We start from the raw sequence: 24,996 nt of genomic DNA, 5'->3' as shown, positions 1-24,996 counted from the left end.
TATATTATAAACAAGGGTGGTTTACATGCTTGCAAACAGCAACATAGACAAAAACAACAAAGCACAAACCACACAGAAGACTTCTAAGAACTCGAAGATTTTGGTTCTTCAAGGGCCTGCTCGTCGTCTTGACGATGTATTAAAGGCCTTGACCCCATCCTTTTCGCAGATCGAAATGGCCTCGAAGTTCGAGGAAGTCCAACACCGCGATTATGACATCATTTTCGTGGATTATTCTGTGTCTGACATGAGCAGCATATTGCTCTATAAAAAACTTATTCAACAAGGAAGCTTGAGCTTGGTTCCTGCGGTATTTATCGCCGACACCAAAGCTTATGATCATCGTTTGAATGCGTTTGAAATGGGAGCTGCGGATTTTCTTACGCGTCCTTTTGACAACAAAGAAATCGTTGAAAAGTGCCGCCTGCACATTAAAAACCGTCGTCGCATTGCTGAGGACCAAAGCATCCATATTGGCAACCTGAGCCTGCATCCAGAATCCCAAGAAGTTTTTGTGAACGGCGAAAATGTGGCGCTCACTCAGCTTGAATACAAAATCTTGCACTTCTTACTGAGCACTCCACGTCAGGTTGTAACTCGCACAGAAATTTATGAAAGCGTTTGGGGACCAGCTCTTTCTAGCTCTGGCCGCTTGGACACTCAGCTTTACAATCTGAAAAAGAAACTAACTAAGTTCAACGGCAAGATTAAATCCGTGAACAAAGTTGGAATGCGAATTTTAATTGGAGATTCTACTTTTTCTCAAGAACCGAAGAAGAAGGACCCACGATCACAGTCCCAGGAGCAACGTCCTTAAAAACCACGGCGTTGGCGCCAATACGGCAGCCATCGCCCAAGGTAATAGGGCCCAGAATTTTAGCGCCAGTCCCAATGAGTACTTTATTACCGACAGTTGGATGGCGCTTAACCGGGTCAAACTTAACGCCGCCTAAAGTAACTCCGTGAAAGATAATACAGTCATCACCAACTTCGGCGGTTTCACCAATCACGACGCCCATCCCATGATCGATCACCAAACGGCGGCCGATTTTTGCGCCAGGATGAATTTCAATTCCTGTCAGCGTGCGTGAAACCTCTGCCACAAAACGCGCTAAGAAATAAAAGCGAGCCGTGTAAAGCCAATGAGCACAGCGATGAAATAAAACCGCTCTAGGACCTGGATATAGCAGCGCGATTTCCAGCAGGGATTTCGCTGCTGGATCATAGGCTCTGTAGTTGCGCAAAAAGTCTTTTATGATCTCAAACATTAGTAACGTTCTTTCAAATTATCCAAAAGGAAGTACCGATCAAAAAGGTCATTGTAGCGTGACCATTTATCGCCAACATTTCGTTCGCTTTCGATAAAGGTCTGAATCGTATTCATTTTACTATCCAGATCATCCACCATAGCAACAAGTGCCGCTTCCATAAACTTAGGTCGTTTTGGAGATCCGTATTCTAACTTCCCGTGATGGCTCAAGATGATGTGTTTACACATATCCTTAAGCTCTTCACTAAACCCTAAAATACGCGATGCTTTCTTCTCTACCAACTCACAAGCCAAGAGCATGTGTCCTAGCAAGCGTCCTTTGTCGGTGTATCCCAACGAGCCGTCATAGGACAGCTCCCAGACTTTTCCAATATCATGAAAGATACCGCCAAAGATCAGCAAATCTCTATTCAAGAAGGAATAGTGTCCCGCTAAAAAATCTAGGATCTTACAAATCGATAAAACGTGTTCCAGTAAGCCCCCACGCCAAGCATGGTGAATAGTTTTCGCAGCAGGAGCTTTCATAAATAGAGGCTTGATCTCGGGATCTTCGATCACATCCATAGTGAGCTGGCGCAAATGATCATTCTTCATCGAGCGGACAACAAGCAAAAGCTCAGTGAACATATCATTGGCATTTTTGCCGCTGGCAGGAATAAAGTCTTCAATATTTAAAGTGCTTTGATCTGGCTTTTCGATGCGATGAACGATCAACTGCTTGCGATTTTGAAAAAGCTGAATCTGACCCTTGACCTGGATAATATCACCAGCCTCGAACTCTTGATTCAGTTCTTCTACGCGATCCCACAAACGGCCATCAATCGAACCCGTTTGGTCGCCCAAAAGAAGACTCATGAAAGGACGGCCATTTTTACCGACATTAACGTTCTTCTCTTTCACCAAGAAGAGGCTATCGACGGTGTCCTTATCTTTAAGATCACGGACGCTTTGTTTTTCCATTACAGAGCCTCACAGAGTAGATTTTTATTTTTAGAGTCAGTGATCGTCGCCTGAGTAATATAGATACGATTATCTTTCATTACAGAAAAAATATAGTGCCCCGCCAAAACTGTCACGTGACGTTGTCGTGTTGTATTGGCTTTGATTCCTTCTGTCTTCATCATCTCTAAAAACTTCGGTGTAATTTCGAAATACTGATTGCAGCCTGCACCGAAAACACGGTCATCAATTTTTCTTTTGCGGCCTTGGCTAATGTAAATCGCTTTAAAGTTCGTGCCTTCTTGAAACTCAGGTGGCAGCTCAAAGCCGACATAAAAGGTCCCCAGCTTTCCACTCGTATAGTCTGACAAATCGATTTTGCCACCACCACGCGGAAGCTCGATCGTATAAGAAGAGCTTTGCAGAATTTCAGGATTCTTTTCTTTTAAGTAAATTTTTACTGACGAGTAAGAAACTCCAGCATTGCCAGTTTCTTCGTGTTCTTTTCCGTCCCCAGTTTTTTCTACAAGAGTCCAAATGTCTGCAGGGATTTTAAAATCCGTCGGCAAGTCATCGATTTTGACTTCTTGAGGATGTTCCGTGCGAAAGGTGTCAGCCTTTGTGCAGGCTCCGAGCACGAAACCTGTAGCCAGCATTAGGATCCGCCATTTCATGGCGACTCCATCTGATCACGAAGCTCTATCAAAGGGGCAAAATTGTTTTCTGCTTCGAATCCCGCTTTAATCTCTGTTTGCACACGCGCATGGTCTTTACGTGCCATCGCCACTTGCGCCAAACCATAATGAGCAAGAACATCGCCGAAATCTCGATCCGCTAAAATTTTATAAGCGGCTTCAGCACATCCCAAATCGCGAGCTTTCAAACAAGCTTGTCCCTGAACATACAACGCCAACCGCGTCTGCTTGAAATCAGTATTCTGGAACAGTATTTGTGCTTCATTCAAACGCCCCAGCTTCCATAGATACTCCGCTTGAGCTTGCAGACTTGTAAGTTCTTTTGGCTGTTGAGCCATGGATTCGTCCAAGAACTTCACAGCTTCCATATCACGGTTGCTTTCGATCAAGCAGACCGCGCGAACTGCTTTCATGCTTGTAGGACCTTTGCCAGAACTAAAGAGTTCCGAGCAATATCTTTCCAAGTAATCCCATTCACTATTACGCCAATCAAGGCTTAAATCTCTGACATATTGACGGCTCAAATTCGGCGGCTCTTCCAAGAACGAATTAATCGCTTCGATCTCGCCCGTAGAGTCCTGGGAAAGCTGATGCAAATAGATTAGCAAAAGAGATAGCTCTTTTCTGAGGAAGTGAGATTTGCCCAAGTGCGACTTGATATCATTCACATTTTTAAGAATGCCATTCAAATCCGGATGAGTTTTAGAAACTTCAATCAAAGCCATCGCTTTACACAGAAGAATCAAAGGATACGATGGCGAATCTGCCTTGCTCAATCCTTCAAAGGTCTTTAAAGCCTGAGCGTAAGCGCCCTTCTTTAGTAGAATAATCGCCTGATTAATCTTCGCCGTTTCATTGTTGGCATCAAAGCCCAGGGTTTTTTGCAAATAGTCTTCGGCCTGGCGAAGGTCGCCTTCCATCATATAAGACAGGGCCATCCCTAAATGAGCTTCAATAATTTCATTACGAGTACGGCCCTCTTTCAAGAGAGCACGTTCAATCACGCGACGGCCATTCAAACTTTGACGATCTTCATTGATCAACAAGAAAACCATCTGGAATTGGCTCTCAAGATCAGGTTCACGAATTGCAGCTGCTTTTTTATAGTTCTGCAAAGAAAGCTGATACAAGCCCATTTCTTTGTAGCGCAAAGCCGAGCTTAAAAGTTGGTCATAGTTCAGATCGCTTTTCTTCTCTTTACGCAAGTAATTGAAGCCAACAAAGACGATTGCGACAGCTGCGATCATGATCAGAAGGCTGCGCATGAAAATGTTTTGCTTCTGGATCTTGCTTTGGACTCTTTGATCTGAAAGATTGCCGTAACTTTTTGTTGGCCCCGAAGAGGTCTGAGGTCTTGGCGCAGTTCCACCTTCGCTGACCGGAGTCACATCTTTCAATGCTGGTTTCTGCGGGCGTGGCGGCGCTTTCGCCGGCGTCACTGGCGTCGGAGTAAACTCGTCCGTCAAAGTCGCAGGCTCGGTTTTTGTAATTGTGTTCGTACCGATAGTCGCTGTACTGGTCATGGTGTCTTCTTTAGAATGGTCCTGCTCATAGCGAAGACTCTTCACCACTTCTTTAAAGTATCTATTTTCGCGAATATAATTCCAGCGGCCTTCCGGCTGACGAACTTCATCGATGATTGTGATTTGACGACGAGTCAAAAGAACCATGACCTCTTCACGCGTGAAGGGACCCATGATCTTCGTTGAAGACTTCACCAGCCAGTTTCTGGTTAGGTGATTGTTTTCAGGACCGGCCATCTCTCATTTCCTCTATAAAGGCGACTTCGATGATAGTAAAAGCTTTAAGTCGTCGTTGGTCAGGAAGATACCCGCACCCAAATAACTGGCTTGCGCGCCTGACTTATCCAACATATCGTTCATACCACCCAAAATATAAAAACCGTGAATTAAACTGTACTGAGCCTGCACTCGGATGTTGGTCGAACCAAAGTCGAAGACTTCGGTCGACAAACGCAACTTGCGTCGGAAGAAATGATAATCGACACCGAAACCACCTTGATTCTCGATCATACCTGCACGCAGAGTCAGATCGTAGAAGTTCTTCGCGAACAACAAGGTAAATTTCGTTTTGTTATAGAACGTTTTAGTTTGATCAACTGTTGTCGAAGCTCCGCCCGTTGTTGCCGTGACAGACTCACGCTCAACTACACCGGCTGGATCGTCGATGATACCCAAGTAGTAGTAACGATCAAGACCTGGCTGAATACGAATTCCCACCGTGGTCTTCGTCGCCTTTACATCATCACCCAAGTATTCTGCATGGAAGTCGAAACCTGTTTGAATACGATTTGCAGATTCAAGCATCCCGCTGATGCCTTCGATCGTCGTATTTAGACCTTCCACCGTGCTTTCGTCATTGATGAGTTTACCAATGGTCCCTTGACCGTTGTTAACTTTTGCCATGACTTCATCGGTGTTTTTCAAAACAGAATCTAAACGCTGCAAAGAAGCCACGGCTTTTTTCCAAGACTTTTTGAAGCCATCTTCGCCTTCGTCGTTCACAAGCTCACTCAAAGTCGAAGTCACATCATGAACCTCGTCCACGATACTTCCGATTTTTTCTTTGTTTTCGCCAGTCATCTGCGCGATATCGCCAGTGAGTTTTTCAACATTGGTTACGATACGGCCTAAGATATGTTTACGAGTTCCGTCTTCCGTAATGGATTCTTTCAAAGCTTCAGAAACACTTTTGAGCGACGAAGAGATTTCAGAAACTTCGCCGACCAAATTATCCAACGAGCCTTTTTCTTTCACGTTCAAAATCTGGGCACCATCTGGAAGTGGCGGATCCCCAGGAACGCCTGGGAAGATTTCAACGTGTTTGTCACCCAAGATCCCTTGAGCACGAATCTCTACAACTGCAGAGACTGTCAAATGCACATCTGATTTTACAGTGATATCAATACGAGCCTGGCCATCTTGCAGAGTAATATCGCGGATTGTTCCTACAGGAATACCGGCAGTTTTGATGGCAGAGTTTTTAACCAAGCCGCCTGCGTTCTTAAGTAAGAACCAAGCTTTCTTAGAACGACCTAAATAACTTGGATCTTCGCTGACTTGCATAGACATAAAAGCAATGAGCGAGCCCACAACAACAACAAGAAGTCCTACTTTGAATTCTGGTGATTTTACCCAGCTCATTTATGCTTCATTCCTTTAGAGACGAATCTCTTCACTAACTCAATATCACTATTGAAAAAATCCTCAGCAGTTCCACTCAAAAGAACTTTTCCAGCATCTAACATCGCAATGTGATCGGCGATACGAAACGCCGCAGCTAAATCATGCGATACCATGATAGAAGTCAGTCCTTTCCGGGACTTATGAGTCTCTAGTATTAGATTATCTACCATTTCGGTAAGAATGGGATCTAATCCAGTAGTCGGTTCATCGTAAATTAATATTTCTGGATCTAGGGCGAGAGCTCTCGCTAGACCCGTGCGTTTCTGCATCCCGCCTGAGATCTGGTTCGGGAGTTTGTTATAGTGCTTTTTGTCCAGTCCAACCTGGACGAGACGTTCTTCGGCAATTGAAATTACTTGGGATTGTCGAAGTTCACGACGGTGCTCAAACAGAGGAAAACAAACATTTTCAAGTACTGTCATATCATCAAACAAAGCTGCGGATTGAAACAAAACTCCAAACTTCTGACGGAATCTTGTGAGATCATCCGGTGTCATTTGACCGATGTCTTGTCCCAACACTTCAATATTTCCTGATGTCGGTTTGTACAAACCAAGAATGTGTTTGAGCACCACACTCTTTCCCGTTCCCGAGAAACCGATAATCGCCGTCAAACTTCCTCTGGGAACTTCCAAAGAAAGACCTTTCAGAACGAACTCGTGTCCGCCATCAAAACTCTTTCTTACATCTTGAAGAGAAATCGCTGAAGTAGTTTGCATTAGTTCATCCCCGTCACAAGATAGAACAAACGAATAAGATTTCCGATGAAATAATCCAAAATAATAATCATCACCATGCTTTGAACGACACCTTGATTGGTTGCTTCACCAACTCCCTTGGCGCCGCCCGTGGTGTTGAAACCGCGGTATGTACAAATTACTGCAAAGACTAATCCAAAAACTGCCGCTTTGAGAAGACCTTCGTTAATATGTCGCACTTCAACAGTGTCGCGAATTTTCTGCCAGAACACGGCCTCATCAATCTGCACTAATTTCACGCAAAGAACGTAACTTCCTAGCATGGACACAAAGTCAAAGACCGCAGTCAACAACGGCATGCACACAACAGCAGCAGCGATTCTTGGCGCTATCAAATATTGTTTGGTGTTAACACCCATTACGTCCAAAGCATCGATCTGCTCGTTCACGCGCATTGTACCCAAACGTGCCGCCATCGCACCACCCGCACGAGCGGCAACAATCAATCCCGTCAACACCGGACCCAACTCGCGAGTGATCCCGAGGGCCACCACTGGTCCCACCATATTCACGGCATTGAACATCTTAAAGCCCAAATAAATTTGCAAAGACAACGCAAGACCGGTGAACAACCCCGTCAAAGAAATAATGCCGATAGATTGATTGCCAACGAATTCCATGTGACGAACCATCTCGTTATAACGATTCGGCTTAGAGAACAACAGACGTAAGCTTGTGGTCATGAATAAAACCACCATACCTACTTCATTCACCACACCTGTGATTGAATCTCGGAAAGTCTCTAGCAGGACATCTGTGTAACGGGCGAGTTTTTGAATCAAATCTCAACTCCTAATTTTTTGGCCCAGCTTCCGGTATAAACGCGCGGCACACGCTCACCAACACTTGTGAGAATTTCCCAAGTGATAGTTTGTGCATGTTTGGCTAATTCTTCCGGAGACAGCACCTGACCTTCATGATCTTGACCAAACAAAATGATCTCTTGATCCTTGAAGTCTTTGAGGTTTTTATTTTTCACAGCTTCAGTCACATCCAACATTAAAAAATCCATGCAGATATTGCCCACGACGGGAACTCTCTGTCCAGCAAATAGCACCTGAGCTTTGTTAGACAAAATTCGATGGTAGCCATCTGCATATCCGATAGGTACGACGGCAATGACAGACTCTTTTCTTGCAGTCCAAGTGCCACCGTAAGAGACGACTTCTCCGGCACTTAGCTCGCGATAAGTCGACGCGACCGACTTCAAAGTCATCGCTGGTTTCAAAGGCAAAAGCTTGGGATCGTTCAATGGATTGTAACCATAGATCATCAGCCCAGGACGTAGTCCCCAATTCACGCGCATCAACGGATGTGAAGTTTGTTTTCCCGCGCGCGCCGCCAGGTGACTGAGAATTCCCGACGAATTCAAAGTATGTACGACCGGATTCAGAGGTTTGAAAACACTGATCACGTGCTCCATCCCCATCAACTGCTCGGCACTGTCACCAAGGGCGTCAGCCGCATCTTCACCGTTGTAAAGGTGAGTCAGAATCCCCTGAACACGGATTTTAGTATTTTGCCAACATGCTTCGAAAAGATCCTGAGCTTCCTCAGGATGAAAACCTAAGCGATTCATCCCGGTATTAAATTTCAAATGAATGCCGACAGCTTTTTTTGCAACTTCTTGAATAGCCTCGAGCTGATCCCAGCTTGCAACCACCGGAGTCAGATTGTGCTGAATCATTTGCTCGGCACCTTCGCGGTCGAAACCACGGAAAACCAAAATCTCGGCCTTCACTCCGCCACGACGAAGCAGCAAGCCTTCTTCGATCAGACAAACACCAAGATGCTTAGCACCTACTTGCTCAAGACAGCGAGCCACAGCGACGTCGCCATGGCCATAGGCATTGGCTTTGACCATTGGACAAAGAAACGGCGCTTGGGGAAATGCTTGCTTCAGCGCCTCAAAATTGTGCGCGATATGATCTAAATTAATTTCCGCAAATGTGCGTCGATACATTTCCACGAAAGAGCTCCCTAATCGACTACCACTTCAAATTCCGGCGTAAAGTTTCCCGAAGGCTTAAACAGACAAATACGGTTGCCACCTTTTTCCATGATGTGCATCAAGGCTTTGGTAGCGGTTTCATCCAAACTTCCCACGGAGTCCGCCAAAGACGGATACTCGCTGACCCCGACGCTGATAGAAATTTTCACGCCACTATCCAAAATCGCGCTGCTCTCGACAATGCGACGAAGACGTTCGCCCAAAAGCGCTGCGCCTTTTTTGTGACAGTGAGGAAGAATCACCCCAAACTCATTCACCTGCGTACGGCAGGCAAAATCATTCGTACGAATCGTGCGTCGGACATAGTCCCCAATAGTTTTTAAAACTTCATCACGAACATTAGAGCCCAGGGTCTGCTCGATCTCGAAGAAATCATCAATCGAGATTTTCAAAACAGACACGGGTTGTTGCAAACGACGAGAGCGCTCTAGCTCTTCGTGCAATTTGTCGACGTAGAATTTTTGATTGTAAAGATCCGTGACGAAATCCATCACATCAAGGCTTTCAACTTTTTTCTCGAGACAGAAATAAGAATAGCAAAGAGCAAAAAGACTGAACTCTTCCCCGACTCTCAAAGTATCGGCTTTGCCGAGATCCCCCGAGTAGATCACAACGCCTTCAAGCTGGTTTTGCACAAACAAAGGCAACACCCGCGAAGTTTGGATTTGGAAAACTTTTTGCAACATCTCCATCATAATCGGCGGCAACAATCCCACTGTAATTTGCGTATTCAAACTTTCTAAATCCGTACCTTCTAGCTGACAACCCACTCCTTGAATCTGCTGAGAAGAGAATCCCGAAGCATGAGTCGCCACGAAAGAACGCACTGATGTAAGATATTTGAAATACACTGCCGGCACTTTTTCAAGACGTTCAAAATATTTCTGCAGCACTTCCTCTTTACTTTGTGAAGAACGATAGTCCGCAACACGATTTGAAACCAGCATTTGACTGGTTTCTTGTTGAACGGCTTTTTGATCGTTAACTTGCTGTTGCAGTTTATCTTTTTGACCTTGCGCCTCTTTCCAATCGGTGAAAAGTTGCTCGTTCTGATATGTTAGGTACAAAGTTTCACAAGTTTGGTCCACAGCCCACACGGCGCGCATATCCAAACTTGGGCCTTCTAAAGAAACGATATCGACCAAACCCAGAGTGTTGTATTGGGAAAGTGCCTCGAACTGTTGAGGTTCGGCCATGGCGATCAATTTAATTTCAGGGCTGACCTCGAGAACCTTGTTAACAAAATCACTAAGAATCCCTTGCACCGACGTTGTCGAGAAGACCACCAAATGCGGAGTCATTTCTTTCAAGCGTTGCTGGAAGACTTCCATCTCTTGAATGTAATAGGCATCATAGCCCGCTTGTGACAACGACACCTTTACAGAGGCGCCCTGATCGACATCTGTACTATACACAAAGATGCTAAATTGCGAACTATGATCTCGAATATTCAATTAAGTCCTCTTTCCAGGTCTGCGCACTTCGACCTTGTAAGAATCCAACTCTGTTTTCTTCGTCATCATTGGCGGAGCTGCCGGTTTATCAATCACCACCGAAGGCACTATACGAGTTGCATCAGCAATTTGTTCGTCTTCACTCTCACCAGTAAACGCCGGAGGCGTCATCACTGCGGTCTTTTCGTTATCTGCTACAGCTACACGCTCAGCTGCAATGGCCTGAGGAATGGCTGACGGCGTTTGCGGAGTCAGAGGCGGAGCTTTTGGCGGCGGAGACATCGACACGGTCATCTCTTCTGCAGGTGTTTCTTTCATTTCTGGAATCTCCTCCGTCGGTGGTGTCATTGTTTGCGGCGGAGCCACTGCAGGTTTTGTTGGCTTCGGTACCGCGGCTTGTGGCAACGGTATTGCCGGTGGCGGCTCGTCAAAGCCTTGGCCATCTAAAAACTGCAAAGGCATATCATCGCCAGAAAGTTCCAACAGGCTATCCACATTCATATCTGTCAATTTCGGCGCTGCTTGTGCTACTTCTTGTTGAGCGGCCTCGTGAACAGCAACATCTTCGTGGCTTGGCGCACTGACCTTTGGCAAATCTGCCGGCAACTCAGAAGCTCGAACCGGTGGAGGCATCGGTGGTTTCGGCAACCCGTTTGCGGCTACATCGGTTTTCTTGGCAACAGCAGCAAATACGACATTCACTTGCGTGCCTTTACCCCGCTGAGACTGAATCTGAATTTGCGCTTGATGCTCTTTCAAAATTCCAACAACAACCGGAAGTCCCAAGCCCACGTGCTGAGCAAAAGAACGCGTCGTGAAGAACGGATCAAATACCTTCGTCAGGTTATCCATCTCGATACCTTCACCCGTATCGGACACTTGCACGTGCAAACCTTCGCCGCTTTCCCAGGTCGAAATCTTGATTACCTTGTCTTGCATACGCTCCATCGCTTCGATGGAGTTCGTCAAAATATTTTCGAAGGCTTTAGTCACTTCCGCATTTGCCATCGGCCATGGTGAGGTCTCTTTGAAATCTTTTTCGATCTTCACGCCTTTTTGCTGAATCTTCGCTTCGAGATTTTTCAAAGCCTGCATCAAAGGTCCTTCGATGCGCGCTTCTGTTTTTTCAGAACTGCGCTCGCCCGAGAAAGTGTAAAGTTTTTCCAGAACATCACGCGAAGAACGCGCTTCACGCAAAATAGATTCTACAGCCTGCACGACTTCAGGCTCTTGCGTTTTTGCCAATACCATTTGCGAGAATCCAAGAATCGACGCTAAAGGCGCGCGCAACTCTTGGCCAAGTGCCGTCGCTACTTGACGATAGGCTTCGTTCTTCTCGGCTTGAATTTCATGCGGAGCCATCGGTACCGACGGAAGCGCCGCTGCAGGCGCCATCGATGCTAAATCTTTTTTCGGAGCTATTGGAGCCGCCAGATTCTCAACGGCAGTGACCACAGAAGGTCCCGGCGCTGGCTTTGGCGCCGGCATCGGTGCTGTCGGAATATCTTTCGGAGATTTTGGCGGCGGCGTCAGATCCGGAGAGTAAGAAGTTTTTGGTGAAGGCGCCGGAGTCGCGGCCACCATCACATGTGCCGGTGTTGAAGGCGCAGCACTTGGTAACGAAGCCGCTTTTCTTTCTTGCCAGAAATAAATCGCAGCTCCGATAAAGCACAAACCGATCAACATGAACGCAAACTGCCAAGCCAAAGACAAACGGCCTTTCATCAGCTCCGCAATCGGCACTGTCGAAATCACATAAGTGTTTGTGCCTGGTACCAGCTCGTACATACCAAAAATTTGATCTTTGCCCTGCATGTAAGCGCCCAGTCCATGAGAAGCCCCGGTCGAACGGATTTCTTTAAGCATCGTGCTGTCGCTCATCACGCTGCCAATATAATCTTGCATTTGATGACCGATCATCAATCCATCACTGGCGATAATCGAGAAAGAACTCAAAGATCCTTTTTGCGATTCAATCAAAGACTGAAAGTTTTCGCCGGAACCAACCAAGATGTAAGCATTTCCGCCACCCGCAAAGATCACGGCAATGTGGTGGTTCTTCTCTGGATCTTTGAAAGCGCGTAACAAAACAGTGCCGCGGCTTTCGAGCTCTTTGCCCATGAAGCCGATGTACTGACTAAGTTCATTTGCAGTCCAAGCCGCAGCAGGTGAATCCGCTTTCGAAACCATGCGCGAAATTCCCAATGATCCACCTTGATTCGTCATCAAAGCAAGAGCGTAGTACGGCTGGAAAGCTTTCCAGTTCGCAGTTTCACGTTTGAAAGAATCATTGCTGACTGTGCCCAACATGCGACGGGCAGATTGAATTTCTGAATTGATAGCTTGAGAGATCGAAGAAACTTGACTGCGTGCTTGCGCTTCCGCCCACGCCATACGGTCCCCAAAAACAAATCTATCTACGCGCCAAAGAACCACTCCTGAAAAAAGAGCTGCCAACACCAGAATCGTGATCAGGAGTTTCAATTTCATATTTACTTTGCTTTCCCTGCTTTATCGGTACTTTGGGTCCAACCCAGCCACACGCTGCCATGCACATAGCTTATTGAATACATTGTAGATTTAGAAACCGGTAAGAATCAAGCAAGAGTCCTTTGCCAAAGGCAATAAAGAGCATTAAAAACCTCTCTCAGCAGTTAGCTTTTGAGGGGCGGCCTCCTCTGAGCTAGACTAGGGAAATTCTGGGAATGCCCAGGGAGACAAAGTGAAGACTCGACGCTGTGATGTTTTGATTATCGGTTCTGGTTTAGCAGGCCTCGCATTGGCTCTGAAAATGTCCTCTCAAGGGAAAGTCGTCATTCTTTCCAAGGAAAAAGCCACCGACAGCAACACTGACATGGCCCAAGGGGGCATCGCTGCAGTCATGGCCCGCGAAGACAGTTTTGAAAATCACATCCAGGACACTTTGACCGCTGGAGCTGGCCTCTGCAAGGTCGAGGTCGTGGAAAACTTCGTGAACCAAGCCCCTGATCGCATTCAGGATTTGCTAAACTGGGGAGTTCATTTCGACGTTCGTCGAGGCGTTGACAACGAGGAGAATTCCATCGATTTGACGCGCGAAGGCGGACACTCTTTCCGACGCATTTTGCACTTCGAAGATCAGACCGGACACGAAGTTCATCGCACTCTTTTAAAACGAGTCCGTGAAAATCCCAACATCGAACTTTTAGAAAATCATTTTGCTATCGATTTAATCATCAATAAACAAGTCAACACTTACGACATGAGTCCCACGCGTTGTGTGGGAACTTACTCGTTGAATAAAACAACGGGAGAGGTCGAGGCCTTCCTTGGCAAATCGACGGTTCTAGCTACCGGCGGCGCCGGCAAAGTTTATCTTTATACCTCCAACTGGAGTGGCGCGACTGGGGATGGAATTGCCATGGCTTACCGAGCGGGCGCGCGCATTTCCAATTTGGAATTCATGCAATTCCACCCGACTTGTTTGTATCATCCTGAAGCTCGCAACTTTTTGATCTCTGAGGCTTTGCGTGGTGAAGGCGGAGAACTCATCAATTCCCAAGGCGAAGCTTTCATGCGCAAGTATCATCCGTTGGGATCCCTTGCCCCACGTGATATCGTGGCTCGCTCTATCGACGGCGAGATGAAAAAATCCGGTGCTCATTGTGTCTTTCTGGACATGACAAAACAGGATGCAGAATTCCTTAAAAAACGCTTCCCTGCCATTTACAGCAAATGCCTTGAATACGGAATCGACATGACCAAAACGCCGATTCCGGTGGTGCCAGCTGCGCACTACTTGTGTGGCGGAGTTTTAACGGACATGAGTGGCAGAACGGATATTCCAGGGCTTCTTGCGATCGGCGAAACAGCGTGCACGGGTCTTCATGGCGCCAATCGTTTGGCTTCAAATTCCCTCTTGGAATGTTTGTGCATGGCTCACAACGCCAGCAATGTTCTTGGGAATGAATTGAATGATTTGAAGGTTTGTGAACACGATCCTAAAGAGTGGCACTATCCTGAAGAATCCAACGATGACGAGATGATTGTGATCTCTCACATGTGGGAAGAAATCCGTCGCCTGATGTGGAATTACGTGGGGATTGTACGTTCAAACAAACGTCTTGAGCGCGCTCAGCATCGCCTGAAAAATATCTTGAACGAAGTGCGCGAATACTACTCTCACTTCAAAATTCATAGCGACATTTTGGAGCTCAGAAATATCGCCATTGTGGCGGACCTTTCCGTCACCTGTGCCCTTCGTCGTCATGAGTCGCGAGGCATTCACTATAACTTGGACTATCCTTTCGTCCCTCAGGTAAAAGTCCTTGATGGCGAAAGACGAACAGATCCGAAAGCGAAAGACACAATTTTGTTGCGCGGCCTCAGGTAAGTTCGCCAAAATAGAGCCAGGCAGGTAGCATGGCACAAAATCAATACAAAATTTCAGAAGGTCGTTTTAAGGGCGCTGACGGCGCTAGTCTTTTTTTTCAAGTGTGGGAAAAGCCAAATCCACGTGGGACGATCATCATCACTCACGGCCATGGTGAGCATACAGGCTCTTATCACCGTGTCGTTGATGCATTAAAAGACGAAAATTGGACCATCTACACTTGGGATATGCGCGGTCACGGTCACTCTGAGGGTGCGCGCGGATACGCGCCAAGTTTCGATGCCTATTGCGATGACTATGCCCTGTTTTTGAAAATGGTGATGGAAAATACTAAAGTTAAAAACGGACCTGTCGTTTTACTTAGCCATTCGATGGGCGGCTTGGTGCAATTCAAAACTCTGATGAAGCACCCAGAATTCAAGCCAAGTGCCTTGGTCGCAAGCTCTCCACTTTTCGGAATTGGCGTCCACGTTCCTGCTTTCAAAAAGGTTGGCGCTCAATGGTTGAATAAACTTGTGCCGACTTTGACTTTGTGGAATGAGATCACGAATGAACACGTGACTCGCGATCCGGATGTCATCCGCGAACTTGAACAAGATCCTTATCGCCACGCCCGCATTAGTGCCGGAGTTTATTTAGGTTTCATGGATAGCTTCCCATTCATCCAAGAAAGAGCTTCGCAGATTAAATTTAAAACTTTGTTCCAAATCTCTGACAAAGATCCTGTCATTAGCTCTGCAGAAGCCATCAAGGTTTTTGAAAACCTGGGGAGCACCGAAAAAGAGATTAAAATCTACCCAGATGCCAGACATGAAGTCTATAATGACATTGTTCGTGAACAGGTTTATCAGGACTTAAGAACATTCCTTGCTGGAGTAGAAAAATAATGAAGCATGTTGGAATTCTGCTATCGACAACCTTTTTACTAGCTGCTTGCGCTTCTTCGATGATCACAAATCGTGCCGGTGTAAATATCATAAGCCAAGACGGTTACGAAGATGTCGTCGATAAATGGAGTGACCATATCGAAGATTACAATGGCTTGAACAACACGGTTACGGTTCATGCCACTCTTCTTGGCAGCGAAGCCGCCCTTGCTCAAGTCGATCAAAATGCTCGTCTCTTTCAATGGGACCAAGTGAACTACGACAACGAAAAGAAGCTGGCAGAAAACCGTATGGCTCAAGAAACACAGGTTTTTGTAAGCTTCTATTCGCCTGAAAGAAAATGGGATGATCTTTATAAGAGCAAAACTCTGTGGAAAGTCTTCCTGGATGCCAACGGCCAACGCTATGAGGGTAAGGTCACGAAGATCAAACTCTTAACTCGCGAGGTTCAAAGCCTCTATCACTACCATACCTCGTTTGCGACACCCTATACGATTAGCTTCCCTGTGGCGGCTCGTTCTTTAGATGGTCACCCCGTAAAGCTGGTTTTCACAGGCGCTATTGGCTCTGTAAACCTTAACTTCGGGCCTAAATAGATTTCGGTATGACGATCTTCTAGTCAAAAAAACGGGCTTTTCCGAGAGAAACCCAGTTTTCTTAAGGGCTCCCGCGCGTTTACTACATATTAGTCAGTGTCTAGATCTTAGTGTGTGGTTCCAATTTTACGGGCTATTCAAACGGCCCGTAAGTTGCTTATGCTTAATAGTGTCGGGGGTCGTTGTATGAAGAAGCAGTCCGTTGCCACCTTACTTATCTTGTCCGCAGTTACGATCGTTTCGTATCAAAACTGCGCAAATCAAATGTTTCAACAAGAGATTAAATTCGAGTCTGCTTCTAATGATAGCCAAGAAGCTCCACCTCCTCCTATGTGCCGCAAGATTGAGGCTGACGAGGTAAAACCTAAGCTTCTTTACGCTTGGGATTACGCAAACGATGCACAGCCAGCATATGATCAAGTCATGGCCTCACCTGTTGTTGGTGACCTTGATGGCGATAAAATCCCAGAGATCGCGTTTGTTTCTTATGAAAAAGCTGCTTATAGCGCTAAAGGGGTTCTACGTGTTTTGAATGGCAAAACTGGCGCTGCTAAATTCTCGGTTTCTGCAGACGCATTGATGCCATATGCATCGACGGCTCCACTTTTAGTAGATATCGATAAAGATGGTAAAACTGAAATTGTCTATCTTCATTACCTTGGCAAGAAAGTCATTGCTTTGAATTATGATGGCAGTCTTCGCTGGGAATATAATTTGGATTTCACTGGTACAGGCTTAACGAGCGTTAATAATTGTCGCGCAGGTTTCGCAGCAGCTGACATCGACGGTGATGGCCGCTCTGAAATCATTGCTGGCAGCTGGATCTTAACTGAAGCCGGCGATAAGACGCCTTTGGCTCACACGCGCTTAGCTGAAGTCACTACAAGCTGCTCTACTTATGCCGTTAGCCTTTCTAATGCTGCTAACAGCGCGCTCAAAATCATCGGTACAACCGGTGCAATGGATACAAACGGAAACTACCTTTGGAAATTCAAGCGCAGCGGTCTTCCTGCGACGGCGGATCTTTTACCAGATGTTCCAGGTATTGAAGTTGTTGTCACTGGTGGCGGCTTTTTCTCTATCTACAACGGTTTGACTGGCGAAGTGATTGCCGACAAAACTCTTTCAGAGCACTCAGAATTGATCTGCCGCTATGATGCCAATAAAAATCCAATTGTTGGCGGTGGCCAAGCAACTATCGGAGATTTCGATGGTGTTCCTAGCACTCTTGAAATTGCGGTTGCGACTGGTAAGTCACTCACGATCTTCAATGCACGCGGTGAAAAAGTCGCAGGCAGCGTGACTCAAGACTGCTCGTCTTTAATTACGGGTTTAACCTCTTTTGATTTTAACGGCGACGGTAAGCCTGAAATCATCTATGCCGATGAAAACTACATTCGTATCTATGGTATGGATGGCAGCAACAATTTGAACATCATTTGGTCCGAAATCAACCCTTCTTGGACTCTGCTAGAGTATCCAGTTGTGGCTGACGTTACTGGTGATGGATACGCAGAACTCGTTGTTGTCTCTAACAACTATAACGTGAATAACCTTTACCAAAATGAAGATGACAAAGCGAAGGCAAAGCTTATCACCGGTCTTCGTGTCTATACACCGACCAGTGATCGTGCTTGGATGCCAACACGCTCTGTATGGAACCAACACGCTTACCTAGCGACCAACGTAAACGATGACCTGACTGCGACTTCCAGCACGATGATCAACGGCTTTACTGCAAATCTCTTTAAGCGCAATATCCAAAAAGGTCTCTTGCAACAAACCTGCACCACAGTTCAATAAAACTACTGTGGCAGGTTTCCCGAAATCGCAGCCACTGGCGTTGTCACCGATCCTGTTACAGGACTGATAAAACTACTTAGACTTGCGTCCGCTGAAGAGATGCCTGGATCCAATTGAATAGAATATGTGACTTCAATCACATCGGCCACTGTGCAGATCGCTTGCGGAACCAAGTCTGCCTGCGTGGGAGGTGGTGCCGACGCATCTCTGAGTGGTGGCCCACACTGCGCGCGAAATGAAGTCGATACCAACAGCGGACAGTCAGGGCCCGGCGTAGAGCAAGGAACGCCAAAGGTGTCCAAGCGCATTGGTGTCGCACTTCCTATCGGTGCTGATACTGCCTGAATTCCAAGAATCACGCCTGTCGGCGAACGCACAACTAGTGGTGCATAAAGAGTCAATGGATAGACAACTCCGGTTTGACAGGAGTTCAAAGGATTTCCCCCGGCACACGCCAACAATCTTGGATTCGCTGGAATTCCTGCTAAAGCCGCACGCATACTGTTGCGAAGGGCCGCCGGCATACCCGCAAAATTACGAACTGCCGAAAGAATACGGTCCCGCGTGCCGACGGTCCTGCTAAGCGAAGTATTTTTGCGCATGATATTGGAATACTCAAGGGCAACGAAAACGACCGTTGCCAAAATCGCAAATGCAATCATCAACTCAAGAAGTGCAAACCCCTTGTTTTTCATGGACAGACTCCAGATCCCGTTGGCGCCAGCAAATTTGCTTGCGTGAAAACGGCACCAGCCACGGGTTTAATGACATTGCCTTGGTCCACAGTAAGTGGATTTTGATGAACGTTGTAAAATACGCCAATAAACTCGACCGGCACCCCGACACAGCTAGCAGGAGGTTGCGGATCTGAGCTTGGTAAGACCGGCATACACTGAGCCACAAAGTAAGTTGTGATTTCAACGAGACAACTGCGCTGATTTTTATCACAAGGAAGACCATTGGCATCAAAGTAAGTCGATATTGGTAAGCCAGCTCCATCATTTTCATACAATACAAAGGGATAATTTTGAGCACTGACACAACCCGCTCCGGTTCCACAAACACAATCGCGAAATTGAGTATTGGAAGCAGCTCTCAAGGACGCTCGTAGAATATTGATACTTCCGGAACTCTGACGGAATGTCGCCACCACTTGGTCCCGGGCAGCGACAAGGTTATTTCTTTGTACGTCTTTAATTATATCCTGAGATACCTGTGCCACAATCAGTACTAATACTGATGTCACAGCCAAAGAGAGTATAATTTCTATGAGGGTGTACCCTCTTTGCGCAAGTTTACTATTCATTTTTTAAAAAAGCGGCGTACCACACCCGGTTGTGCAAGTTGAAATCAATGTCATGCTCGCAGGCAATGGTTTCGGACCAGAACCAGTACCACTCGAAGTAGTTGTTGTAGTGTTACTCGACCCGGAACTCGAACTTGTTCCTGTCGACGTTGGTGTACTCGAACCCGAGTTTGAGCCTGAATTGCTGACATTTGACGTTGTTGTGGTTTGCTCTGACAAATACTGCTCAACTCTTGCCTGAGCAATACTTGGATCTCGAATTCCTGACGCTGCGATTTCTGCCGCATCGTCTTCATCACGAATCACAGAGACGATATTCCAAAGAGTCATTGCCAACGAAGGATCGGTGACACCTCTTTCAGCAAGCTCTTCTGCGACTTCTTCGTTTGGAATTCCCGAAACGGCTTTAATAATAGATGTGATTTTCACCGGATCAATGACTCCGCCATCAATAATAGTTTCTGCGATATCATAGTGCCCCAGCGAAGAAACTGCTGACCAGATCGAATTCGCTATTGAAGCGTCGGTCACTCCATTTTTTGCTATAGAAGCGGCAATTTGCGCATTGCCCACTCCAACAACGGCGCCAACAACTGCTGCAAGTTGGACCGGAGTTTTGATGCCAGCACCCTGCAACTCGCCAGCCAAATAGGCATTGGTAATTCCAGATTGGACTACAATCTGAGCCCAGCTTGGACTTGTGATACCGGCCTTTGCAATCAAACTAGCACTTTCAACATCTGTAATACCTGCACCTGCAATCGCAGAAATAATTCTGGTAAAATCACCTTTATCAGAATCATCCCACTGTCTGATCCCCGCTTGAGTCACTGACGTGATGAACGCCGGATCTGTGAAGCCAGCCGCTTGAAACGCAAGGGCTAACATACTGATGATTTTAGAATCGCGAACTCCACCGGCTTGAACTGCTGCAATGATTGCAGGATCAATCACGGGTCTTGTCGCGACATCTGGTGGTGGCTCTGCATCTTCTATCACTAAAATAGTAACCATCACGTTGCCTGAAGTACTGTCTGTGGATCCTGGCAATATTTGCTCGCGAGTCACTGCTGGCGCGGCTTGGCTGACACTTGCCAGAGATAAAGTATTTAATGAGGTCCCAAGTGAAATTCCAGAAAGACTCGGAGCTACACGAACAGTATAACGAACAGAAATGGATTCCGCAGTCACACACGAAGCGGCTCCTCCTGTGCATGTCGCTACAAAATTAGCAAAGACTTCAAAAGGACAATTCATATCGGCTACCTTAATGTCTTCAGCACAAGGTGCACCTTTCAAATTGTAAAAAGCAGGTTGTGCTGGAATGGAACCGTGAGGGCCCGAGCCCGCCAATACTTTCAAAGATTTTACTCCGGTTTCCGACGTGACCGGATAATAGAGAGAGATTGGTTGCTCTACGCCACCTTGGCATGGAACCAAGCCACCAAAGATACAACTATTCAATGCTGAGTTCGTTCCTGTTGGAAGACTTGGGTCTAAGCTTGCTCGAAATGTAGATCCAATCGAAGAGTACCTTCTAACTTGATTGACTAAAGAGTCTCTTGCGCCAACAACGCGGAAACTCTTGTAGGTCTGATTAGACTGAGTCAATTGCCCTAGCCCTAAAGGCATCACGACGCCTAAGGTGACTAGAACTCCCAATGTTAAAATCATCACGTGCCCTTTAGAACTTTCAATCTTATTGATAAGCGCAAGCTTACTTACTTCCATACACGTACCTCTTTGATGAAACGTACAACTTTGATGTTGAATTGATCGGTGTGTACTGTTCGAAATATCAACGAAAATCTGTGTGGCTTTTTGATGGGTGTTTACGCCCAACGACAGCAAGTTTCAAATGCAATTGGTTGGAATTCGTTCTGAATCTGCAGCTATTAGGATTTAATAACGATTAAAACACTGTGGTAAAGAGTTCTGGACGAGGTCGAAAATATTCTGACCAACATTTAGGATTCTTTGATAGCAGCTCCTGAGAGCCCCCAAGATTTGAGAACTTCTTGTTCTTCATTCTCTGACATGGTTTTTTTAAACTTCGCTCCGGATTGTCCTTTCACCCGGCGCTCACAAGAACCCCAATCCTTGTGACGAATGACCACTCCACCAATATTGCTAAGGTAAGAATAAGCCACTTTTTTCTCGCCCTTATTGTTGGGCTTCATTTCGGGCAACTCTTCATGCTCTGGCAAATCTAAAATGTCGATACCATATCCAGAAAGTGGACCCACATACAAAGACACACGATAGCCCTTCGAAAACCCCACAGCAATTTCGTCGCAACGTTCATTGCCTGGCGTGCCCATGTGACCACGAGTGTAGTTCCAATGGATCTTGCCCAAGTCTTTGCGTTTAACGACAAGAGCAAATAGATCCTGCCAAATGTCTTTGTTAGAGACGTCTTTGCCTTCAGCTGTGCGCCAGTTGTTGCGCTTCCAACCCCATACCCACTGGGTAATTCCACGAATCACGTACGTAGAGTCCGTATAGATAATGATATCGCCGGGCGTGTCTGCCAAATGCTCTAAGGCAGCTCCGACAGCGTGCATCTCCATGCGGTTGTTGGTTGTAGAGGAGTCTCCGCCACCAAGCTCTTGAACCGAGCCTGTTGGTAAAAGCACGACACTTCCCCAGCCACCAGGGCCAGGATTGCCCGAGCAGGCACCGTCGGTAAAAACGATGATTTCTTTTCCTGTATAATTCACGAAGCAGATTCCTGATAACGAGGTAGATAGATGGTGAAGCTTGTGCCACGGCCAACGTTTGAATCAACAGTCACAGCACCATAGCTTTGTTGCACGAAATTCAATACGGTGCTGAGGCCCAGCCCCGTTCCCTGACCTTCTTCTTTCGTTGTAAAGAATGGTTCAAAGATTTTTTCATGCATTTCTTCTGGAATACCAATTCCCGTATCGGTCACTGTGATTGTCACATAGTCCCCGGCTACACAGAAATCCGTATTCTCAGTCAGAGTTTTATTCGCAAGACCGATCGTCAAATCCCCGCCTTCAGGCATTGCATCGCGGGCATTGATCGCAAGATTGATCAGCACGTTTTCAAAGCTGCTGACATCCACACGCACTTGCCACAAGTTCTTAGGCACATCCAAATTCACTTTCGTGCGTTTCGATGCGGCTACTTGGATTAACTCGGACATCGCAGTAATAACGAATGCCAAATCCACAGGCTTCGTTTCGATGCCTTGACGACGAGCGAACGTCAAAATTCTTTGGATCAAATTCTGACCACGAACAGTCGCACTTTGAATGCCCGTTACGGCTTTGGTCACGGTCGGGTTCTCTGGTGTTACAACACGGTTTAGAATCGCCACGTTGCCAAGAATGATCGCCAAGATATTATTGAAGTCATGAGCAAAGCCTGCAGCAAGCTCACCGATCAAGCCGACTTTTTGGATATGACGGATTTGATCTTCTTGTTTTTCGATACGCTCTTTAGAAAGAACGGTTTCTGTGACCTCTGTCAGAAGACCACGATAGCCCACAAACTTGTTATCAAGGTCATACACCGGATTGATATTCAAATTGTAATGGTGGCGCTCAGACCCACGTGGGAATGGCAACGCGTAGTCTTGAATTTTGGCTTGGGCTTTCAAAGCCTCTTTGAGATCTTCTTCTAAAGGCAATTGGAACAAGGACTGACCGACAACGACCAGCTTCTTCAAAGGATCTGTCTCGGCCGCATTCGAGCTGACGAATGTGTACTCGCCATCAATATTGGTTTCAAAGACATAGTCAAAATTATCCGCAATGATATCGCGGAAGCGGTTTTCGCTCATCTTCAGGGCTTGGTAAGAACCCTGGAAGTTTCTATGCATGAGTGCAATCGATTTCGCCATCTCGTCGATCTCGTTATGACCGCGCGAAGAGGCTGGACGGCCTTCAAGATCCTGAGGCTGAATCAAGCCCGCCTGAGCAATCGAGGCCTCTCGGGCACGAGCCGCAAGATCTCGGAATGGTTTCGTAATTAACCGATTAAAAATATAGAGAATGAAGAACGAAACTAACAAGGTCTTTAAGAAGTTACTCAGGAGCATGATCATACCCCGCTGAATAAGGCCTCCGTAGATCTGTTCCATCGTAAAGGTCACGGTCAGAAGACCGATATCATGCGAGCCCCGGGCATCGACATAATTCAGTGGCAACGTTTTCTTTGGACCATCTGGAGCCACATTATTTGCAAATTCAAAATCACGGAAACCTTCGACCGCCAAATGAACTTTGGCAACCTGCTCGAAGCGTAGAATCCCTTTAAGCTGTTTTTGGATTTGGTTTTGGTCAAAAGCCCACGTAGAGGCCGTCAGTGACTCACTCAAAACGTCGTTGATCTCATGGAAACGCTTATCGAGGTGATCCACCTCGTTATTAAAATCCACGTAAAGCTGGATCACAGTCACAATGAGGGTAATCAAGGAACTGAACAAGAGCGTCAGCGTCAGTAACTTCTTACCGGTTGATGAAATAATAAGTCGCCCCAAAAACTTCCTCCGGTGGGTTTTAGCCACCCAAGGTTTGAACCTTATATGTATATATTACGCGTGTCAAAATGAGACCAATTGGCCCATACAGATAACCTATCTGCTTGAAGAATGCGAGGAAATCTAAACTTCCGCAGATCGTCCCCTGTATATTTCTTCGCCAGGCCCCCAAGCTCAGGTGCGATTGGTTGCATTTCGTCCCCAATTGAGACGGCACCAACCATGCAATACAGCATTCGAGCGGAGCCCAGCTCCCGGAAAGTAACTATATGCAGTTTAGGACGTCGGCGATTACATTTTTTGCTCTTTTGGGTTTGATGCTCATTTCAAGCGCATCAAGCTATGCTCAAGGCAATAAAACGGCTGCTCCGGCGGCTACCAAGCCCGCAGTTGTCGCTGTGGCTAATACAAAACCGACTGCAACAGTTGCAACTACTGTGGTGGCTCCTAAGCCTGAAACACCACCATCCCCTTTCTCTATTATGCTTTCTGCATCCAGAACCCGTAGCCTTAACAACTTTAAGGATGGATCGCTGTCAGAATCCAACGATTATGAGTTTTTACCGAGCTACAAATGGGCTTACGGTAAAACAAGCCTGTATTTTACTTTCTCTGAAGACCTCCGTGCCGAAGAGGACGCCAGCGATTTCAACGATATCGCTTGGATTAACTCTTTTAAAGGTTGGGAATTGTCAAAAATCAAACTCAGTCCCTCTGTGACTGTTACGATTCCGCAATCTAAAGAAAGTCGTGAGATCAAAAATCTCGAGACTGCCATGTCGGCAAAAATGACGGCTTCTATTAAAGAAGAGTACCTGATTCCTGGTTTGTCTTTGGCTGCTTCTGTCAGCGCCGGCCGCAGCTTCCATAGATACAACACGGCTTTGACGGGTGAAGTAAACAATCAATACTCATCACGCCAAGTTTTGATGGGCGGATATGCTGTGGGCATTTTCTCTTTCGATGCGGAATTCCACCATATCAATGCATGGACTTACAACGGAGTCCTTAAAGAATCTTTTGAACACGCAGAAGAAATGTCTGTTTCTATCGGGGACCACTTTGGCTTCACCTTGGGCCATACCAATGCAGGTTCCGTATTCAAGGTTGATGGTTACACGTCTAATTATAAGTTGATCGATGAAAACAACTCTTTGGTTTATGCCAAAGTGAGCATGCAGTACTAAAG

The 24,996-nt window shown here is 46.4% G+C and carries 21 protein-coding genes; 6 read left to right on the top strand and 15 right to left on the bottom strand.

All coding sequences use genetic code 11. The features are described 5' to 3' along the window. Positions 1–25: 25 nt before the first annotated feature. Positions 26–817: a response regulator transcription factor gene (locus tag ACLWBB_RS03825; protein ID WP_413290250.1), complete on the top strand. Its 792-nt coding sequence runs from the start codon at positions 26–28 to the stop codon at positions 815–817. On the opposite strand, the gene epsC is transcribed toward ACLWBB_RS03825, so the two are convergent. The 10 genes from epsC to ACLWBB_RS03775 are packed head-to-tail and all read right to left on the bottom strand — an operon-like array spanning position 753 to position 12,823. Continuing rightward, the gene (epsC, locus tag ACLWBB_RS03820) at positions 753–1,268 is read right to left on the bottom strand and encodes a serine O-acetyltransferase EpsC (RefSeq protein WP_413290249.1); all 516 of its coding nucleotides are present in this window, start codon (positions 1,266–1,268) and stop codon (positions 753–755) included. The two genes, ACLWBB_RS03825 and epsC, sit on opposite strands and share 65 nt — an antisense overlap. Further along, on the bottom strand, positions 1,268–2,230 hold the full coding sequence (locus tag ACLWBB_RS03815) for a 3'-5' exoribonuclease YhaM family protein (RefSeq protein WP_413290248.1): 963 nt from the start codon (positions 2,228–2,230) through the stop codon (positions 1,268–1,270). Before ACLWBB_RS03815 ends, epsC begins: the two co-directional genes overlap by 1 nt. After that, the gene (locus ACLWBB_RS03810; protein ID WP_413290246.1) at positions 2,230–2,883 is read right to left on the bottom strand and encodes a hypothetical protein; all 654 of its coding nucleotides are present in this window, start codon (positions 2,881–2,883) and stop codon (positions 2,230–2,232) included. The genes ACLWBB_RS03815 and ACLWBB_RS03810 overlap by 1 nt, the downstream gene beginning before the upstream one ends. Beyond that, on the bottom strand, positions 2,880–4,664 hold the full coding sequence (locus ACLWBB_RS03805) for a tetratricopeptide repeat protein (protein WP_413290245.1): 1,785 nt from the start codon (positions 4,662–4,664) through the stop codon (positions 2,880–2,882). Before ACLWBB_RS03805 ends, ACLWBB_RS03810 begins: the two co-directional genes overlap by 4 nt. 12 nt (positions 4,665–4,676) lie before the next feature. Beyond that, positions 4,677–6,068, bottom strand: coding sequence for an MlaD family protein (locus ACLWBB_RS03800; RefSeq protein WP_413290244.1), 1,392 nt, complete (start codon positions 6,066–6,068; stop codon positions 4,677–4,679). After that, entirely contained in the window at positions 6,065–6,829 is a 765-nt protein-coding gene (locus tag ACLWBB_RS03795; RefSeq protein WP_413290242.1) for an ABC transporter ATP-binding protein, read from the bottom strand. Before ACLWBB_RS03795 ends, ACLWBB_RS03800 begins: the two co-directional genes overlap by 4 nt. Continuing rightward, the gene (locus tag ACLWBB_RS03790; RefSeq protein WP_413290240.1) at positions 6,829–7,650 is read right to left on the bottom strand and encodes an MlaE family ABC transporter permease; all 822 of its coding nucleotides are present in this window, start codon (positions 7,648–7,650) and stop codon (positions 6,829–6,831) included. The genes ACLWBB_RS03795 and ACLWBB_RS03790 overlap by 1 nt, the downstream gene beginning before the upstream one ends. After that, complete coding sequence (alr, locus tag ACLWBB_RS03785) at positions 7,647–8,831, bottom strand: alanine racemase (protein ID WP_413291582.1); 1,185 nt, start codon at positions 8,829–8,831, stop codon at positions 7,647–7,649. The genes ACLWBB_RS03790 and alr overlap by 4 nt, the downstream gene beginning before the upstream one ends. 17 nt (positions 8,832–8,848) lie before the next feature. Continuing rightward, on the bottom strand, positions 8,849–10,333 hold the full coding sequence (locus ACLWBB_RS03780) for a GGDEF domain-containing protein (RefSeq protein ID WP_413290239.1): 1,485 nt from the start codon (positions 10,331–10,333) through the stop codon (positions 8,849–8,851). After that, complete coding sequence (locus ACLWBB_RS03775; protein WP_413290237.1) at positions 10,334–12,823, bottom strand: ATP-binding protein; 2,490 nt, start codon at positions 12,821–12,823, stop codon at positions 10,334–10,336. It abuts the gene before it with no gap. Positions 12,824–13,055: 232 nt separating this feature from the next. Between ACLWBB_RS03775 and nadB the strand changes: the two genes are divergently transcribed. The 4 genes from nadB to ACLWBB_RS03755 all read left to right on the top strand — a co-directional run bounded on the left by nadB (position 13,056) and on the right by ACLWBB_RS03755 (position 17,991). Continuing rightward, entirely contained in the window at positions 13,056–14,705 is a 1,650-nt protein-coding gene (gene nadB, locus ACLWBB_RS03770) for an L-aspartate oxidase (protein WP_413290236.1), read from the top strand. Positions 14,706–14,734: 29 nt separating this feature from the next. Then, on the top strand, positions 14,735–15,592 hold the full coding sequence (locus tag ACLWBB_RS03765; protein ID WP_413290234.1) for an alpha/beta hydrolase: 858 nt from the start codon (positions 14,735–14,737) through the stop codon (positions 15,590–15,592). Beyond that, positions 15,592–16,188: a hypothetical protein gene (locus tag ACLWBB_RS03760; RefSeq protein WP_413290233.1), complete on the top strand. Its 597-nt coding sequence runs from the start codon at positions 15,592–15,594 to the stop codon at positions 16,186–16,188. The genes ACLWBB_RS03765 and ACLWBB_RS03760 overlap by 1 nt, the downstream gene beginning before the upstream one ends. Before the next feature lie 186 nt (positions 16,189–16,374). Beyond that, a complete protein-coding gene (locus tag ACLWBB_RS03755) occupies positions 16,375–17,991 on the top strand; it encodes an FG-GAP repeat domain-containing protein (RefSeq protein WP_413290232.1) in 1,617 nt (538 codons plus the stop codon). 2 nt (positions 17,992–17,993) lie between these two features. Here the strand turns inward: ACLWBB_RS03755 and ACLWBB_RS03750 are convergent, their stop codons facing one another. The 5 genes from ACLWBB_RS03750 to ACLWBB_RS03730 form a co-directional block, all read right to left on the bottom strand. Beyond that, positions 17,994–18,686, bottom strand: a complete 693-nt coding sequence (locus tag ACLWBB_RS03750) for a prepilin-type N-terminal cleavage/methylation domain-containing protein (protein WP_413290230.1) — start codon at positions 18,684–18,686, stop codon at positions 17,994–17,996. Next, positions 18,683–19,297, bottom strand: a complete 615-nt coding sequence (locus ACLWBB_RS03745) for a type II secretion system protein J (protein WP_413290229.1) — start codon at positions 19,295–19,297, stop codon at positions 18,683–18,685. The genes ACLWBB_RS03750 and ACLWBB_RS03745 overlap by 4 nt, the downstream gene beginning before the upstream one ends. 3 nt (positions 19,298–19,300) lie before the next feature. Further along, on the bottom strand, positions 19,301–21,028 hold the full coding sequence (locus ACLWBB_RS03740; RefSeq protein ID WP_413290228.1) for a hypothetical protein: 1,728 nt from the start codon (positions 21,026–21,028) through the stop codon (positions 19,301–19,303). A 236-nt stretch (positions 21,029–21,264) separates the two neighbouring features. After that, positions 21,265–22,017, bottom strand: a complete 753-nt coding sequence (gene rnhA, locus ACLWBB_RS03735; RefSeq protein WP_413290227.1) for a ribonuclease HI — start codon at positions 22,015–22,017, stop codon at positions 21,265–21,267. Then, positions 22,014–23,807 (bottom strand): ATP-binding protein, encoded by a 1,794-nt coding sequence (locus tag ACLWBB_RS03730; protein ID WP_413290226.1) that lies wholly within the window; start codon positions 23,805–23,807, stop codon positions 22,014–22,016. The genes rnhA and ACLWBB_RS03730 overlap by 4 nt, the downstream gene beginning before the upstream one ends. A gap of 269 nt (positions 23,808–24,076) precedes the next feature. Between ACLWBB_RS03730 and ACLWBB_RS03725 the strand changes: the two genes are divergently transcribed. Further along, complete coding sequence (locus ACLWBB_RS03725; protein ID WP_413290225.1) at positions 24,077–24,994, top strand: hypothetical protein; 918 nt, start codon at positions 24,077–24,079, stop codon at positions 24,992–24,994. Positions 24,995–24,996 lie beyond the last annotated feature (2 nt).

It is taken from the genome of Bdellovibrio sp. HCB337, from assembly GCF_047302465.1.
In the GTDB taxonomy this organism is placed as follows: domain Bacteria; phylum Bdellovibrionota; class Bdellovibrionia; order Bdellovibrionales; family Bdellovibrionaceae; genus JACMRP01.
This window is presented reverse-complemented; position numbering and strand designations above follow the sequence as displayed.

Bases quoted from the DNA above. Each gene is read 5' to 3' on its own strand.
- ACLWBB_RS03825 (WP_413290250.1), top strand. From the start codon at position 26: ATGCTTGCAAACAGCAACATAGACAAAAACAACAAAGCACAAACCACA.
- epsC (WP_413290249.1), bottom strand. From the start codon at position 1,268: ATGTTTGAGATCATAAAAGACTTTTTGCGCAACTACAGAGCCTATGAT.
- ACLWBB_RS03815 (WP_413290248.1), bottom strand. From the start codon at position 2,230: ATGGAAAAACAAAGCGTCCGTGATCTTAAAGATAAGGACACCGTCGAT.
- ACLWBB_RS03810 (WP_413290246.1), bottom strand. From the start codon at position 2,883: ATGAAATGGCGGATCCTAATGCTGGCTACAGGTTTCGTGCTCGGAGCC.
- ACLWBB_RS03805 (WP_413290245.1), bottom strand. From the start codon at position 4,664: ATGGCCGGTCCTGAAAACAATCACCTAACCAGAAACTGGCTGGTGAAG.
- ACLWBB_RS03800 (WP_413290244.1), bottom strand. From the start codon at position 6,068: ATGAGCTGGGTAAAATCACCAGAATTCAAAGTAGGACTTCTTGTTGTT.
- ACLWBB_RS03795 (WP_413290242.1), bottom strand. From the start codon at position 6,829: ATGCAAACTACTTCAGCGATTTCTCTTCAAGATGTAAGAAAGAGTTTT.
- alr (WP_413291582.1), bottom strand. From the start codon at position 8,831: ATGTATCGACGCACATTTGCGGAAATTAATTTAGATCATATCGCGCAC.
- ACLWBB_RS03775 (WP_413290237.1), bottom strand. From the start codon at position 12,823: ATGAAATTGAAACTCCTGATCACGATTCTGGTGTTGGCAGCTCTTTTT.
- ACLWBB_RS03765 (WP_413290234.1), top strand. From the start codon at position 14,735: ATGGCACAAAATCAATACAAAATTTCAGAAGGTCGTTTTAAGGGCGCT.
- ACLWBB_RS03760 (WP_413290233.1), top strand. From the start codon at position 15,592: ATGAAGCATGTTGGAATTCTGCTATCGACAACCTTTTTACTAGCTGCT.
- ACLWBB_RS03755 (WP_413290232.1), top strand. From the start codon at position 16,375: ATGAAGAAGCAGTCCGTTGCCACCTTACTTATCTTGTCCGCAGTTACG.
- ACLWBB_RS03750 (WP_413290230.1), bottom strand. From the start codon at position 18,686: ATGAAAAACAAGGGGTTTGCACTTCTTGAGTTGATGATTGCATTTGCG.
- ACLWBB_RS03745 (WP_413290229.1), bottom strand. From the start codon at position 19,297: ATGAATAGTAAACTTGCGCAAAGAGGGTACACCCTCATAGAAATTATA.
- ACLWBB_RS03740 (WP_413290228.1), bottom strand. From the start codon at position 21,028: ATGGAAGTAAGTAAGCTTGCGCTTATCAATAAGATTGAAAGTTCTAAA.
- ACLWBB_RS03725 (WP_413290225.1), top strand. From the start codon at position 24,077: ATGCAGTTTAGGACGTCGGCGATTACATTTTTTGCTCTTTTGGGTTTG.